General features: G+C 43.0%; 16 protein-coding genes. All 16 read left to right on the forward strand.

Going from position 1 to position 15,905, the window contains the following annotated elements:
* Window positions 1-179: 179 nt before the first annotated feature.
* The 16 genes from sigG to BIV59_RS00330 all read left to right on the forward strand — a co-directional run bounded on the left by sigG (window position 180) and on the right by BIV59_RS00330 (window position 15,903).
* Window positions 180-959 (forward strand): RNA polymerase sporulation sigma factor SigG, encoded by a 780-nt coding sequence (sigG, locus tag BIV59_RS00255; protein ID WP_071349424.1) that lies wholly within the window; start codon window positions 180-182, stop codon window positions 957-959.
* A 192-nt stretch (window positions 960-1,151) separates the two neighbouring features.
* A complete protein-coding gene (locus tag BIV59_RS00260; RefSeq protein ID WP_071349564.1) occupies window positions 1,152-1,412 on the forward strand; it encodes a YlmC/YmxH family sporulation protein in 261 nt (86 codons plus the stop codon).
* A gap of 76 nt (window positions 1,413-1,488) precedes the next feature.
* Window positions 1,489-2,310, forward strand: coding sequence for a peptidoglycan editing factor PgeF (gene pgeF, locus BIV59_RS00265; protein WP_071349425.1), 822 nt, complete (start codon window positions 1,489-1,491; stop codon window positions 2,308-2,310).
* 7 nt (window positions 2,311-2,317) lie between these two features.
* A complete protein-coding gene (locus tag BIV59_RS00270; protein ID WP_071349426.1) occupies window positions 2,318-2,995 on the forward strand; it encodes a YggS family pyridoxal phosphate-dependent enzyme in 678 nt (225 codons plus the stop codon).
* A gap of 15 nt (window positions 2,996-3,010) precedes the next feature.
* Entirely contained in the window at window positions 3,011-3,472 is a 462-nt protein-coding gene (locus tag BIV59_RS00275) for a cell division protein SepF (RefSeq protein WP_071349427.1), read from the forward strand.
* 6 nt (window positions 3,473-3,478) lie between these two features.
* On the forward strand, window positions 3,479-3,742 hold the full coding sequence (locus tag BIV59_RS00280; RefSeq protein WP_071349428.1) for a YggT family protein: 264 nt from the start codon (window positions 3,479-3,481) through the stop codon (window positions 3,740-3,742).
* 42 nt (window positions 3,743-3,784) lie between these two features.
* On the forward strand, window positions 3,785-4,558 hold the full coding sequence (locus BIV59_RS00285) for a YlmH family RNA-binding protein (protein WP_071349565.1): 774 nt from the start codon (window positions 3,785-3,787) through the stop codon (window positions 4,556-4,558).
* A gap of 116 nt (window positions 4,559-4,674) precedes the next feature.
* The gene (locus BIV59_RS00290) at window positions 4,675-5,178 is read left to right on the forward strand and encodes a DivIVA domain-containing protein (protein ID WP_071349429.1); all 504 of its coding nucleotides are present in this window, start codon (window positions 4,675-4,677) and stop codon (window positions 5,176-5,178) included.
* Between the two features lie 401 nt (window positions 5,179-5,579).
* Window positions 5,580-8,348: an isoleucine--tRNA ligase gene (gene ileS, locus BIV59_RS00295; RefSeq protein ID WP_071349430.1), complete on the forward strand. Its 2,769-nt coding sequence runs from the start codon at window positions 5,580-5,582 to the stop codon at window positions 8,346-8,348.
* Window positions 8,349-8,708: 360 nt separating this feature from the next.
* Complete coding sequence (lspA, locus tag BIV59_RS00300; RefSeq protein WP_071349431.1) at window positions 8,709-9,179, forward strand: signal peptidase II; 471 nt, start codon at window positions 8,709-8,711, stop codon at window positions 9,177-9,179.
* A complete protein-coding gene (locus BIV59_RS00305; protein ID WP_071349432.1) occupies window positions 9,172-10,086 on the forward strand; it encodes an RluA family pseudouridine synthase in 915 nt (304 codons plus the stop codon). Before lspA ends, BIV59_RS00305 begins: the two co-directional genes overlap by 8 nt.
* A gap of 217 nt (window positions 10,087-10,303) precedes the next feature.
* Entirely contained in the window at window positions 10,304-10,849 is a 546-nt protein-coding gene (gene pyrR, locus BIV59_RS00310) for a bifunctional pyr operon transcriptional regulator/uracil phosphoribosyltransferase PyrR (protein ID WP_071349433.1), read from the forward strand.
* Window positions 10,850-11,088: 239 nt separating this feature from the next.
* On the forward strand, window positions 11,089-12,429 hold the full coding sequence (locus tag BIV59_RS00315) for a solute carrier family 23 protein (RefSeq protein ID WP_071349434.1): 1,341 nt from the start codon (window positions 11,089-11,091) through the stop codon (window positions 12,427-12,429).
* A gap of 216 nt (window positions 12,430-12,645) precedes the next feature.
* Window positions 12,646-13,572, forward strand: coding sequence for an aspartate carbamoyltransferase catalytic subunit (locus BIV59_RS00320; protein ID WP_071349435.1), 927 nt, complete (start codon window positions 12,646-12,648; stop codon window positions 13,570-13,572).
* The gene (locus BIV59_RS00325; RefSeq protein WP_071349436.1) at window positions 13,538-14,821 is read left to right on the forward strand and encodes a dihydroorotase; all 1,284 of its coding nucleotides are present in this window, start codon (window positions 13,538-13,540) and stop codon (window positions 14,819-14,821) included. The genes BIV59_RS00320 and BIV59_RS00325 overlap by 35 nt, the downstream gene beginning before the upstream one ends.
* Window positions 14,821-15,903 carry a carbamoyl phosphate synthase small subunit gene (locus BIV59_RS00330; protein ID WP_071349437.1) on the forward strand — a complete coding sequence of 361 codons (1,083 nt, stop codon included), beginning with the start codon at window positions 14,821-14,823 and terminating at the stop codon, window positions 15,901-15,903. The genes BIV59_RS00325 and BIV59_RS00330 overlap by 1 nt, the downstream gene beginning before the upstream one ends.
* The last annotated feature ends 2 nt before the right edge of the window (window positions 15,904-15,905 follow it).

Below are 15,905 nucleotides of genomic sequence, written 5' to 3' on the forward strand. Positions count from 1 at the left end.
AGGGTGCAGCCGGCCCATTGCTGCAGGAAAAAATTTTATGTTCTAAAAGCTATACTTATCAATGGTTTGGCTAAGGGTTTGCCTGAATGAAGAAATATTGTTATATCGGCATGTGCATATTTTTCCTTCCCGCGGAAATACTGATTTTTGTACAGCAGCTCCTGTGAGGAGGGAATAATTTGTCTCGTAATAAAGTGGAAATCTGCGGTGTTGATACATCTAAATTACCGGTTTTGAAAAACGATGAAATGAGAAAACTCTTTAGAGAAATGCAAGATGGCGACATCTCAGCAAGAGAAAAACTGGTAAACGGAAATCTTAGACTCGTTTTAAGCGTCATTCAGCGCTTTAATAATCGGGGAGAATTTGTAGATGATCTATTTCAGGTGGGCTGTATAGGATTAATGAAATCAATTGATAACTTTGATTTAGGCCAAAATGTCAAGTTCTCCACTTATGCCGTACCGATGATCATTGGAGAAATAAGAAGGTATCTTCGGGATAATAACCCTATCAGGGTTTCGCGCTCTTTGAGGGATATCGCTTATAAAGCACTTCAGGTCAAGGAAAAACTCATGAGCCAGACACTAAGAGAACCAACAGCAGAAGAAATAGCAAAAGAGCTTGACGTGTCTCATGAGGAAATCGTTTTTGCACTGGATGCCATTCAAGACCCTGTTTCCCTGTTTGAACCTATTTACAATGACGGGGGAGATCCCATCTATGTGCTCGATCAGTTAAGTGATGAGAAAAACAGGGACAGTAATTGGATTGATGAAATAGCTTTGAATGAAGGCATGAGAAGGTTAAATGAGCGCGAAAAAATGATACTGCGCAAACGATTCTTCCAGGGCAAAACACAAATGGAAGTGGCTGATGAAATCGGCATATCCCAGGCCCAGGTCTCCCGTTTGGAGAAGGCGGCTATAAAGCAAATGAATAAAAATATTCAGCAATAAACTGTTGACGAAGCATATGGGGCACGTTCGGGATATCTCTAAACCTGGTTCCTGCCTTATCTGCTTTGCGGCAGTTTTTTTTTCACTAATAAAGGAAATTGGTCTTTAGTGTTTTAAAATTTTTTTAACCCACATTGTCAGGTCAATCCTTACATATATTTTATAAAAGTATCATGGGGGAGCTGATTGCATTTGGTAAGGATTTCTGATTTTCAAATAAAGGATATTGTCAATATCTCAGACGGCAAGAAGCTGGGCAATATGTCTGACCTTGAAATTAATGTCGACACAGGGGCGATTGAAGCTATTATTGTGTCGAATTCCGGGAAATTAATGGGTTTTTTCGGGAGAGAGCAGGATTTAATTATTCCTTGGAGGAAAATCAAGAAAATCGGTGCAGATGTCATTCTTGTCGATTATCATAATACATTCAAAGAAAGCATCCATTCTTAGCGGAAATTTGTCTTTTTATAGGGTGCTGCCACCCATCATATGTTACACTATAGAAAAAATGATGAGGTAGAATAGGATGCATGAACCCTTTCAATTAAAAAATCAGCAAAGCTTTACAATAGAATCATGGAATAGCCAGCATCCGGGTTTAATTGCTGGCTTTACGACAAAAAACGGCGGTGCAGGCAAAGGTCATTTCCAAAGTCTGAATATGGGGTTTCATGTTGGAGAGGATGCGGAGGACACAGCCGCCAACCGGCGCATCCTGGCCCGGCAGATCGGTTTTCCTTTATCCCGCTGGATAGGTGCAGAGCAGACACATGAAACAGCTTTGATAAAGGCCAAGCCAGAAGATGCAGGCAAGGGAGCGGCTGAATATGAATCAAGTTTTAAAAGGACAGACGGTTTTTTTACGCGGGACAAAAATATCCTTTTGACCCTTTGTTTTGCAGACTGTGTGCCCCTTTACTTCATTGCGCCTAAACATGGAATGATCGGGGCTGCACATGCAGGCTGGAAGGGCACAGTCGGCGGGATTGCAAAGAACATGGCAGAGGCCTGGATGGAAGAAGGCATTTCTCCTGAAGATATTTTTGCTGCAATCGGCCCGTCCATATGCAGGGACTGCTACAAGGTAGATAGCAGAGTTATAGACAAAGTGCAGAAATTGCTAGAAGAAAATGACGAAAAGCCATATAATTTAATCAGTGAAGGCCAATACAAGCTTGATTTGAAGGAACTTAATAAAATCATCTTGATGAAGGCCGGTGTACCGGGAAGCCAAATAGAAGTATCTTCATACTGTACCAGCTGTGACAGCGGCCTGTTTTTCTCCCATAGGCGGGATAATGGGAAAACAGGGCGATTGATGAGTTTTATCGGCTGGAAGGAGGATTAGTTAAACATTGAAAGTGAAGGATAAGCTAGCAGATATTGAAAAAAAGATATTGGGTGCCTGTGAACGGAGCGGACGCAGCAGAAGGGATATCCAGATTATAGCCGTCACCAAGTATGTCTCCATCCCCCGGGCTGAGGAGGCATTCGAGGCAGGAATCCTGCATTTAGGTGAAAACAGGGACGAAGAGTTATTGAACAAGTACAGCGTATTAAAGGACAAGCCAATATGGCACTATATTGGTTCTTTACAAACAAGAAAAGTTAAAAGCATTATAGATATAGCAGATTACATTCATTCACTTGACAGGAAATCACTTGCTGACGAGATACAAAAGAGATCATCAAAGCCCATCAGGTGCCTGGTCCAAGTCAATGTTTCCGGTGAAGAATCCAAACACGGCTTGAAGCCGGAAGAAGTGTTGCCGTTTATAAAAGAGCTTCAAATGCATGATCGAATCATTGTTGCAGGCCTGATGACAATGGCTCCACTGACAGATGATGATGTCATCATAAGAAGCTGCTTCAGGAAGCTGAAGGATCTGCAGACTGAGATCATTGCAGAGAAGTTTGCACATGCACCTTGTCTTGAACTGTCCATGGGAATGTCGAATGACTTTGAAATAGCCATTGAAGAGGGATCTACGATGATTCGTATAGGAACCGCTTTAGTTGGCGAAGATTCATAAGGAGGTCAGCAAATTATGTCAATGATGTCGAAATTCAAATCTTTTTTCGCTTTGGAAGACGAATACGAGTATAGAGAAGAAGTGGTTGAAGATGAAATGGAGGAACCGAGAATACAAAAATCATCCAAACAGCCGCAGTCTAATCAAAACCATTCTGCAGGCCAGAATGTAGTGAGCCTCCAAAGCATCCAGAAATCATCAAAGGTCGTTTTATTAGAGCCGAGGGCCTATGCAGAAGCACAGGAAGTGGCTGACCATTTAAAAAACAGGCGTGCTGTCGTGGTAAACCTGCAGAGAATCCAGCATGACCAGGCAAAACGGATTGTCGACTTCTTAAGCGGCACGGTTTATGCCATCAGCGGCGATATACAGAAAATAGGAACAGATATATTTCTTTGTACCCCTGATAATGTCGATGTATCGGGAAATATTACGGGATTTGCATTAGAAGAGGAGTATGAAGAAGCGAGGTGGTAAATCATAATGGGATTATTGCTGAAAATTATTTATTATGCTTTTGAATTCTATTCCATGGCACTGGTCATCTTCATTTTGATGTCATGGTTCCCAAAGGCCTATGAAACTGGGATAGGCCGATTTTTATCGAAAATATGTGAGCCCTACCTGGAGCCGTTCAAAAGATTCATTCCTCCAATCGGCATGATTGATATTTCACCGATTGTAGCCTTGCTCGTCCTCCAATTTGCCAGAGGCGGACTTCTGCAGCTGTTTAATTGGGTTCTGTAAGCAGAAAATAGATGCTATTCACAATGGAGGAAAGGTTCTTTGATGAGTATTTATCAGCATTTCAGGCCGGAGGAAAAAGACTTTATCGATACAGCGCTTGGATGGGCAGAGCATGTTAAATCTGCTTATTCTCCTAAGCTGACGGATTTCCTTGATCCGAGACAGCAGCATATCCTTGCTTCGCTTATAGGCAAGGATGTTGAGGCACGCCTTCAGTTTTTTGGTGGCAATATACATGCAGAGAGAAAAAGAGCGCTGATATATCCTGAATATCTGGTTCCAAGTGAAGAGGACTTTCAGGTATCCCTTTATGCCGTTCATTACCCTGCGAAATTCGTTACCCTGGAACACAGGCAAATTTTAGGTACACTGATGTCCATTGGCTTAAAAAGAGAAAAATTTGGAGATATCCTCATTACGGGAGAAACTGTTCAATTTCTTGCTGCACAGGAGATTGACCACTATCTGGAAATGAACCTTGAAAGAATTGGGAAGTCATCGGTCTCCATTCAAAAAATCTCTATGGACCAAATATTGGACTTGCAGGAAAACTGGCAGGAGCAGATGGTGACAGTCAGTTCGATGCGGCTCGATGCCGTTTTGTCTTCTGTTATAAATCTCTCAAGACAAAAGGCACAGGTTCTTATTTCTTCTGGAAAAGTGAAAGTCAATTTCAAGGAAACCGAAAATGCATCAGTCCTTTGTGAAGAGGGAGATACCCTTTCAGCAAGGGGATTCGGCCGTGTAAGGATATTGTCGGTTGAAGGAAAAACTAAAAAAGATAAATGGCGAATCTTGGTGGGCCGCCAAAAATAAATGACACATAAGAAGGATTTACAAAGCTTTTGTCGAAACGTAGAATAGTAGATGAATGAAGTTATCCTTATAAATCGCTTCTGTCTAAGGAAGAGAAATTGTTTTGGAGGTGCCCTATGCCCTTAACCCCGATAGATATACATAATAAGGAATTCAATAAAGGATTCCGCGGGTATGATGAAGATGAAGTTAATGAATTTCTTGATCAGATTATAAAAGATTACGAGATTATCCTGAGGGAGAAAAGAGAGCTCGAGGATAAACTTAACGAAGTCCATGACCGCCTGGGCCACTTCACTAGTATTGAAGGGACTTTGAATAAATCAATCATCGTAGCGCAGGAAGCAGCGGAAGAGCTGAAAAGGAATGCGCAGAAAGAAGCTAAGCTCATCATAAAAGAAGCAGAAAAAAATGCGGACAGAATTGTAAATGATTCCCTCACCAAAGCAAGGAAAATTGCGATGGACATAGAGGAACTGAAAAAACAGTCTAAAGTATTCCGTACAAGATTCAAAATGCTTGTTGCTGCGCAGCTTGATATGCTGGATAATGATGATTGGGATCACCTGATGGAATACCAGACAGATGCTGCAGAGCTAACCAAAGAAGAGGAAATGTAGAGGAAAACTTGACTGGATGCCATGCTTTCGCATATAATTTTTTACAACACAATTAAGAAACGACACGTTGAAAGGGACAGTAGATTTCTCTGAATTCTATAACCAGCGAAACAGGGATAGTGAAAGCCTGCCATATAGAAGAGAATTCGAAAATCACCCTGGAGTTCCAAGTCGAACCTGCCTTAAGGCATAAGTAAACAAGGCGTCACATTCACGTTACGAATGCTAGAGAGGATGTAATGTATGGCCAGCAATTAGCCTGCTTATATCTAACCAGGGTGGTACCGCGGGAAGTAAGCTTTCTCGTCCCTATTTCATAGGGATGAGAGGGCTTTTTTTGCGTGCTGCGCTAATTTTCGTATTTGTTTCACAAAGTTGAAAATGAGGATGGAGGAATAATTATGGAATTCAAAAATACATTATTGATGCCTAAAACAGAATTTCCGATGCGCGGCAATCTGCCGAAAAGAGAACCAGAAATGCAAGAATCATGGAAGGAAATGGATATATACAGCAAGGTTCAGGAAAAGACAAAAGACCGTCCGATGTTTATCCTTCATGACGGACCTCCATATGCAAACGGCGATATCCACATGGGCCATGCACTGAACAAGGTGCTTAAGGATTTTATCGTCCGCTTTAAGTCCATGAGCGGCTATAATGCCCCATATGTTCCTGGATGGGATACGCACGGTCTGCCAATTGAAACAGCGTTGACTAAAAAAGGTGTTAAACGCAAAGAAATGACAGTGGCTGAGTTCCGCAGATTATGCGAAGAGTATGCATATCAGCAAATCGACAATCAGCGTGAGCAATTCAAGCGTCTTGGAGTGCGGGGCGACTGGGATAATCCTTATGTTACTTTGAAGCCTGAATATGAGGCACAGCAAATCAAGGTCTTTGGTGAAATGGCGAATAAGGGATATATCTATAAAGGTCGCAAGCCAGTTTATTGGTCTCCTTCAAGTGAATCTGCACTTGCAGAAGCTGAAATTGAATATCAGGATAAGAAATCTGCTTCCATATATGTAGCTTTTGAGGTTTCCGACGGCAAAGGTGCAGTTGAAGAAGGAACAAAAATTGTTATTTGGACTACTACTCCTTGGACCATCCCTGCCAATCTTGGGATCTCGGTACACCCTGACTTGAATTACGTTGTGGTTCAGGTGGGAGAGGAAAAATTCCTTGTTGCAGAGGCGTTGCTGGAAAATGTTTCACAGACAATTCCGTGGGAAAATCCTCAAATCATCAAGACTGTAAAAGGAAAAGATCTTGAAAGAGTGATTGCTAAGCATCCTCTTTACGGACGTGAATCACTAGTAATGCTTGGTGAACATGTAACGACAGATGCAGGAACAGGCTGTGTGCATACTGCACCAGGACATGGTGAAGATGACTTTATCGTAGGTCAGAAATATGGTCTTGATGTACTTTGCCCGGTTGATGAAAAAGGATATATGACAGAAGAAGCAGGTGAATTTGCAGGTTTATTTTATGATGCAGCAAACAAGCCGATTACTGAAAAGCTTAAAGAAACAGGCGCGCTATTGAAGCTTGAGTTTATTACACACTCTTATCCGCATGATTGGCGTACAAAAAAGCCGACAATCTTCCGGGCAACAGCGCAATGGTTTGCTTCCATTAAAGATTTCCGGGGCGAGCTTCTTCAGGCAGTTAAAGATACAAAATGGGTCCCTGCATGGGGGGAAACCCGTCTTTATAATATGGTGCGTGACCGCGGAGACTGGTGTATTTCCCGTCAGCGCGCATGGGGAGTGCCTATTCCGGTATTTTATGCGGAAAACGGCGATCCAATCATTACTGAAGAAACGATTGATCATATCTCAAGCTTGTTCAGAGAGCATGGCTCCAATGTCTGGTTTGAGCGTGATGCGAAAGATTTGCTTCCTGAAGGATTCACTCACAGCGGCAGCCCTAATGGAGAATTCACTAAAGAAACCGATATTATGGATGTCTGGTTTGATTCGGGATCTTCACATCAAGCCGTTCTTGAAGAAAGAAGCGATCTCAAGCGTCCAGCTGACCTCTACCTGGAAGGCTCTGACCAATACAGAGGCTGGTTTAACTCATCTCTTTCCACTTCTGTTGCTGTTACCGGTAAAGCTCCATACAAAGGTGTTTTAAGCCACGGTTTTGCACTCGACGGAGAGGGAAGGAAGATGAGCAAATCAATCGGCAATGTAGTGGTTCCAGAGAAGGTAATGAACCAGCTTGGTGCTGATATCCTTCGCTTATGGGTTGCTTCTGTTGATTACCAGGCAGATGTCCGTGTTTCTGACCCGATTTTAAAGCAAGTGGCTGAGGTTTACCGCAAAATCCGCAATACCTTCCGCTTCCTTTTAGGAAATCTCGATGGCTTCAATCCTGTATCTGATAAAGTGGATGTGCAAAGCCTTAAGGAAGTAGACCAGTATATGCTGGTTAAATTAAATAAACTGATTTCATCAGTGAAGCAGGGCTATGAGAATTACGAATTTGCCAACATCTATCATTTGGTGAATAATTTCTGTACCCTTGATCTGAGTGCTTTTTACTTGGATTATGCAAAAGACATTTTATATTGTGAGGCACCAGACGGAACAGAACGGAAGGCGATTCAGACAGTTCTTTATGAAGTCCTTGTCAGCCTTGCTAAGCTGGTATCTCCAATTCTCCCTCATACAGCAGATGAAGTCTGGGCTTATATCCCTGGAGCTGAAGAAGAAAGCGTCCAGCTGACATTAATGCCTGAGGGCAGAACTTTGGAAAATGCAGAAGCACTTGAAGAAAAATGGAGTGCCTTCATGGATCTTCGCAATGATGTGCTAAAAGCACTCGAAGAAGCCCGCAATAAAAAGATTATCGGAAAATCACTGAATGCAAAAGTTGCAGTTTATGTGAATGAAAAAACCAAGCAACTTCTCAATAGCATCGAAGAAAGCTTTGAACAGCTTTTCATCGTTTCTGCATTTGAAGTAAGCGACATCGAAAAAGCACCAGAAGGCGCATTAAGTCTGGAGCATGCAACAATCACAGTGACAAAAGCTGAAGGCGAGACATGTGAACGCTGCTGGAATGTTACAGAGGAAGTGGGCCAGGTTGAAGAGTATCCTACACTTTGCCCAAGATGTGCTTCTGTCATCAAAGAATACTACGAACCGCAGCAGTAATGTAAGAAATGCATAAAGGAGGGGCACGGCTTAGCTCGTGCCCCTTTTTATTTATAGGCCCTTTTTTAAATATTGTTGTTTTTTTATATATTCTGTGAGGCAATCCTGTTGTTTAACCGGATTGATTGGAGGGTAAGGTGCGAGACTCCCGCCCTGCGGAAAGCGAGCACCCTGAAGCAGAAATCACCCACTCGTTCCATAGCAACAAAATTTACGAAAACAGCCTATTTATAAAACCGGCTTGCAGGCCATCTATAAATAGGAAATCGAGTTTGCAGGAAATCTTCATTAGGCAATGTACAGAGAGTATGCTACAATTCAAAAAGAGAATAGAGACTTTTTTAGTTTGGGGGATTGTCTGTGCCATATTACTTACTGGCCCTTTTTGTTATAGCGCTTGATCAGGCGACAAAATGGCTCATTGTGAAAAAAATGAATTATGGAGACAGCATTGAAATTATCCGGAATTTTTTCTATATCACTTCACACAGAAACCGCGGTGCAGCATGGGGGATTCTGCAGGGGCAAATGTGGTTCTTCTATCTGATTACCCTTGCTGTGATTGCTGGATTGATTTACTATATTCAAAAGATGGGAAAAAAGAGCGCTTTACTGGGTGCATCACTAGGACTGATGCTTGGAGGTGCAATTGGCAACTTCATTGACCGGGCAGCCCGTAAAGAGGTAGTCGATTTTATTCACACCTATATTTTCAGCTATAACTTTCCGGTATTCAATATTGCCGATTCAGCCCTTTGCATAGGGGTTATTTTACTTGTTATTTTCATGCTTCTTGAAGAGAAGCTTTCAAAGGAGAAAAAGAATGGATAAACATACGTACATCCTGGATGACAACCAGAAAAATGAAAGAATTGATAAAGTCCTGTCCTCTTTAAATGGAGAATGGTCGAGAACACAGGTTCAGCAATGGATAAAGGAAGGACATGTGACAGTTAACGGATCTGCAGTCAAGACCAACTATAAAGGCACACCTGGAGATGAAATCACTGTTACGATTCCTGATCTTGTGAACCTCGATGTTTTGCCTGAAGAAATGAATCTTGAAATTTATTATGAAGATGCCGATGTTCTAGTCGTGAATAAACCAAGCGGTATGGTTGTCCATCCTGCACCTGGCCATACAACAGGGACATTGGTCAATGGCCTGATGGCGCATTGTACTGATTTATCCGGAATCAATGGTGTTATGCGTCCAGGCATTGTTCATCGAATTGACAAGGATACATCTGGATTGCTTATGGTCGCCAAGAATGATATGGCTCACGAAAATCTTGTTCAGCAGCTTGTTGACAAAACGGTCACAAGAAAATATCAGGCAATTGTCCACGGAGTGATTCCTCATGACTACGGAACAATTGATGCACCGATAGGCCGCGATAAAAAAGACAGGCAGAGCATGACGGTAACAGAAGAGAACTCAAAGCATGCTGTCACACATTTCAGGGTTATCGAAAGATTTAATTCTTTTACACATGTTGAATGCCAGCTTGAAACAGGAAGAACACACCAAATCCGTGTGCATATGAAGTACATCGGCTTTCCGCTCGTTGGAGATCCTAAATATGGGATAAGGAAGACCCTGGATATTAACGGACAGGCTCTTCATGCCGGGCTTCTTGGTTTTGTGCACCCAAGGACGAAGGAATATATGGAATTTGAAGCCCCGCTTCCGAAAGAATTTTTGGAAGTCCTGGATTACGTTTCAAAAAGCAATTGACAAAACGGAATTAAAAATATAATATAAGAATAACTTATATGACCCTTTAAAACAGTCCAGAGAGACTGGCAAGGAAAACGGATTGCCTGACTATGCAATGCAAAGCATAACCAGCCTTAAATCCCCATGCCCTCTCAGGCATGGGGATTTTTATTTGTTCCCTGGGACATGTGCGGTGCCAAAAAACTAAAAGAATGTAAAAGTGGGGCGAAATGCTATGAAGGAAAAAGCCATAGTGCTGGATGAACAGGCGATTCGCAGAGCGCTGACCCGGATTGCACATGAAATAATCGAAAGAAATAAAGGCATTGAAGACAGCATCCTCATTGGGATAAAGACTCGCGGGATATTCCTGGCAAATAGACTTGCCTCAAGAATTTACGAAATTGAGGGGAAAGAAATTGCTGTAGGCGAACTGGATATTACCTTATACCGCGATGATTTAACGAAGAAGACAGAAGATGGAAATCCGCTGGTGAAAGGCTCAGATATTCCGGCCGATATCTCTGAAAAGAAAGTAATCGTGATTGATGACGTGCTATATACTGGAAGGACAGTAAGAGCAGCCATGGATGCTCTAGTTGATATCGGGAGACCATCACAAATACAGCTGGCAGTCCTTATAGACAGAGGCCACCGTGAATTGCCGATCAGAGCTGATTATGTGGGGAAAAACGTCCCGACATCACAAACTGAAAAAATTATGGTCGCTTTAAAGGAAATAGATGCAACAGACCAGGTAAGCATTTTTGAAACTGAATAGTATACCCTTTTAACGAGCAGTCCAGAGAGGCTGACAAAGGGGAGAAACAGACAATGCCGGAGGGGCCGGCATGTCTGCAGGACCCTCTTTGCATCAAAGAGGGCCTTTTTCATGCAATAATACGGGACAGCATAACCCGGCAAGGTCATTGAATTGGCAAATTAAATCAAAAATGAAAGTCCATGCCTGCCGTGCTGTAAGATAACAGCTCATTTCTGAAAAATAAGGGGGATTACATGATGGAAGAAAAGAAAAAAACGGCCGTTCTTGATGTAAGGGATGTGCCTAAAGCAGGACAATGGGTTACATTAAGCCTGCAGCATTTATTCGCAATGTTTGGAGCAACGGTGCTTGTACCGTTTCTAGTGGGGCTTAGCCCAGGTATTGCACTAATATCAAGCGGGCTCGGGACCCTTTCTTATCTGCTGATTACTAAGGGCCAAATACCTGCCTACCTGGGATCATCATTTGCATTCATATCCCCGATAATAACCGCCAAGGCTGCCGGCGGACCTGAATCGGCCATGATTGGCTGTTTTGCAGCCGGCCTTGTATACGGACTAATTGCCCTCATAATAAAAAAAGCCGGTCTGCGCTGGCTGATGAAGCTTCTTCCGCCAATAGTTGTGGGACCGGTCATTATCGTAATCGGACTCAGTCTTGCGGGAACTGCCGTGAATATGGCCATGTATAAAAATTTTGGTGCTCCGGCCAGTGAGCTGATTTACAGCAAAACACATATAGCCATTGCACTTATAACACTGGCCGTGACCATTTTAAGCTCCGTATTCTTCAAAGGATTTTTTGGGATTATCCCCATATTAATCGGAATAATTACCGGCTATGCCTCATCTGTTATTGCAGGAATAGTGGATTTTTCCGGAATAAAGGCTGCACATTGGTTTCAAGTCCCTGATTTCATGATTCCATTTGGGACATACACGCCGCATTTTTCATGGCAGGTAGTGTTTATCATGCTCCCGGTGACCATTGTCACTCTGTCTGAACATCTAGGACATCAAATGGTTTTAAGTAAGGTAGTCGGCAGGGATTTTATTAAAAAACCAGGCCTTCACCGTTCAATCATGGGTGACGGTGCAGGGATCATAATTGGCTCATTGATAGGGGGACCGCCGCTGACCTCTTATGGCGAGAATATCGGAGTTTTGGCCATTACAAGGGCCTTCAGTGTCTACGTGATTGGCGGCGCTGCTGTAACGGCTGTCATCTTTGGTTTTGTAGGGAAGATATCGGCTGTCATCAGCTCCATCCCGCAGGCGGTTATGGGAGGCATCTCCATCCTGCTGTTTGGCATCATTGCCTCTAGCGGATTAAGAATGCTTGTGGATCATAAGACAGATTTTGAAAGCAAACGCAATTTAATGATTTCTTCGGTCATCCTGGTTGTTGGGGTAGGAGGAGCATTTGTAAAGCTCAATAAAGACGTCTCTCTTTCCGGGATGGCCTTGGCAGCACTTATCGGAATTGTGCTTAACCTGATTCTCCCGGGAAAAGAAAAGGATGTGAAAGTTTTTGAGGATGCAGAACAGGATGAAAAGGGCAGCCGCTCAGTTTCCTGATTTAATGTGTGTTTAGGATGAATGAAATAGATTTGAAAAAATAAATACAAAGATTCACCTTTTAAAGGAAGTCCAGAGAGGCTGATAAGGGTGTGCAATAAAAGTCCATACTGTGCACAGTTTCACTGCATCACAGTCTTGAGCTTTTATTATATGCACCCTGCCTTGATGGCAGGGCTTTTTTTTGAGATAAAGCGGTAAAGGGGAGTGTTTTGGATGAAAGATTTATTAACGATGAATGCCTTAACCACTCATGAAATGAAAGAAATCATCAGTTTGGCCGAAGGTTTTTCAAGAGGTGATGAGTGGAGGCCGGAACACCAGACGATGATTAGCAATCTTTTTTTTGAGCCCAGTACAAGGACGAAATGCAGCTTCGAAGCAGCGGAAAGGAAGCTTGGCCTAGATGTAATTCCTTTTGAAGCAGGCTATTCGAGTGTGTTAAAGGGAGAATCTCTATACGATACAGCAAGGACGCTGGAAGCGATTGGCATACGAGCTCTGGTCATCAGGCATGAAAAGGATCATTACTTTGACGAACTGGCAGACAGGCTCAAGCTTTCGATCATCAATGCCGGAGATGGCTGCGGACATCATCCAACACAATCTCTATTGGATTTAATGACAATCAAACAAGAGTTTCATGGTTTTAAAGACTTGAAGATTTCAATCATTGGAGACGCTGCACATAGCCGGGTTGCGAGGTCAAATGCAGAGGCACTTAAACGATTAGGTTCAGAGGTTGTTTTTTCTGGGCCAAAAGAATGGTTTAACGATGATCGTGCGAGCAGTTACGTGGAAATAGAGGAAGCGATAGAAACTTCCGACGTGGTCATGCTGCTGAGAATCCAGCATGAAAGGCATCAAAGTCCATTTCTTGTGAAGGAGAATTACCTCAAGCAATATGGGCTCACCAAAAAGAGAGAGTCAAGCATGAAAAAAGGCGCAATCATTATGCACCCGGCCCCCGTCAATAGAGGAGTAGAAATAGACAGTGACTTAGTTGAATGCAGCCGTTCCCGGATATTTAAGCAAATGGCAAATGGAGTATTTATCAGAATGGCTGTTTTAAGGACACTATTAGAGCGAAACGAAGGGAGATCTAACAATGAAAAAACTGATCAAAAATGGAGTATGGCTTGATGAAAATCATAACCTGGTGAAAACAGATATCGAAATAGATGGAAAATTGATTTCAAAAATAGGCCGCGATCTTCCTGATGAGGGCTCTGAAGTTATAAATGCAGAAGGACTGTTTATTTCACCGGGGTTTATCGACCTTCATGTGCACTTGAGGGAGCCGGGAGGGGAGAAAAAAGAAACTATTGCTACAGGTACACTCGCTGCTGCAAGAGGAGGTTTTACAACAGTGGCTGCCATGCCGAATACAAGACCGGTCCCAGACAGTGCGGAGCATTTGGAAAAGCTGGCAAAAAAAATTGAAGAAACGGCTGCAGTCAGGGTACTGCCTTACGCTTCCATTACGGTACGTGAAGCGGGGAAAGAGCTTACGGATTTTGAAGAATTGAAGAATGCAGGGGCGTTTGCCTTCACCGATGATGGTGTAGGCATCCAGGAAGCGGGAATGATGCTCAGGGCTATGAAGAAAGCTGGAGAACTTGGAATGTCCATTGTTGCCCATTGTGAAGAGCATTCATTGATTAATAATGGGGCAGTCCATGAAGGGGCATTCTCAGCTGAACACGATATTCCCGGTATTCCTTCTGTTTGTGAAAGTGTACATATTGCAAGAGATGTTTTACTGGCGGAAAAAGCCGGCTGTCATTACCATGTGTGCCACATCAGCACAAAGGAATCGGTAAGGACGGTCCGTGATGCAAAAAGGGCAGGAATCCGGGTTACTGCTGAAGTGACTCCCCACCATCTGCTGTTATGTGAAGAAGATATTCCCGGACTTGACCCTAACTATAAAATGAATCCTCCCCTAAGAGGAAGGGAAGACCAGCAGGCTCTGCTCGAGGGGCTGCTTGACGGTACCATTGACTTTATTGCTACAGACCATGCTCCGCACACAGCTGAAGAAAAAGCAGAAGGCATTCTTCTTGCGCCATTTGGCATTACAGGCCTTGAGACAGCTTTTCCGCTGCTTTATACCAATCTTGTTAAAACAGGTGTAATCACACTTGGTGAGCTAACTGATTTCCTGACCGTAAAACCTGCCGGGAGCTTTTCACTTCCATATGGCAGTCTTGAAGAAGGATCGCTGGCAGACATTGTGCTGATTGATCTGGAATACAAAAAAGAAATCAGGAGCGAGGATTTCCTTTCCAAAGGAAAAAACACCCCATTCATTGGGAAGATGTGCAGTGGGTGGCCGGTTATGACTATCTCAGAAGGTATAATAGCATGGGAACTTGGAGGGGGAAAATGATGAAACGGCAGCTTATCTTAGAAGATGGAACCATTTTTACAGGTGAAGCATTCGGAAGTGATTCAGAAAAATTCGGCGAAGTGGTATTCAATACAAGCATGACAGGCTATCAGGAAATCTTGTCAGATCCGTCATATTGCGGACAGATTGTCACACTGACTTATCCTTTAATTGGGAATTACGGAATTAACCGCGATGATTTTGAATCGATTTCCCCTGCGGTTGCCGGTTTAGTGGTACGGGAAGCTGCGGATTTCCCCTCGAATTGGAGAAGCGGGATGTCACTGGATGAATATTTGAAGCACAAGAATATTCCAGGCATCAGCGGCATTGATACAAGAAAGCTTACAAGGATTATCCGGAAGCATGGAACTCTAAAAGGCATTTTCTCAAACGAAGGGCGGAATGCAGAAGAAGCTCTTCAGCAGCTGAAAGCTTCAGTGATTTCAGCCGATCAGGTTAAAAAGGTATCCGTAAAGACGCCATACCCCAGTCCCGGCAGGGGAAAACGGGTGGTTCTTGTTGACTTTGGCATGAAGCACGGAATCCTCCGGGAACTAAATAACAGGGACTGTGATGTGGTTGTCGTTCCATATAATGTTTCACCTGAAGAAGTACTAAGCTTAAGCCCCGATGGAGTGATGCTCTCTAATGGGCCTGGAGATCCAAAAGATGTTCCAGAAGCAATCCATATGATTAAAAACATTCAGCAAAAGGTGCCGCTATTTGGAATATGTCTTGGCCACCAGCTTTTTGCACTTGCAAATGGGGCCGATACAGAAAAAATGAAGTTTGGGCATAGAGGGGCGAATCATCCTGTCAAAGACTTAAAAACAGGAAAGGTAGCCCTTACTTCTCAAAACCATGGCTATACAGTCCAGGAAAACTCAGTTGAAGGGAAAGAGCTTGAAATCACCCATATCGGATTGAATGACAGCACAATAGAGGGATTAAAACATAAACGTTTTTCTGCATTCACTGTCCAGTATCATCCAGAGGCCTCACCAGGACCGGAAGATGCCAACTATTTATTTGATGAATTTCTTAGCATGATGCAAACATCTCAGAAAGAGGGGAAATAAAT

The sequence above is a fragment of the Bacillus sp. MUM 13 genome, assembly GCF_001866725.1.
GTDB lineage: Bacteria > Bacillota > Bacilli > Bacillales > DSM-1321 > Peribacillus.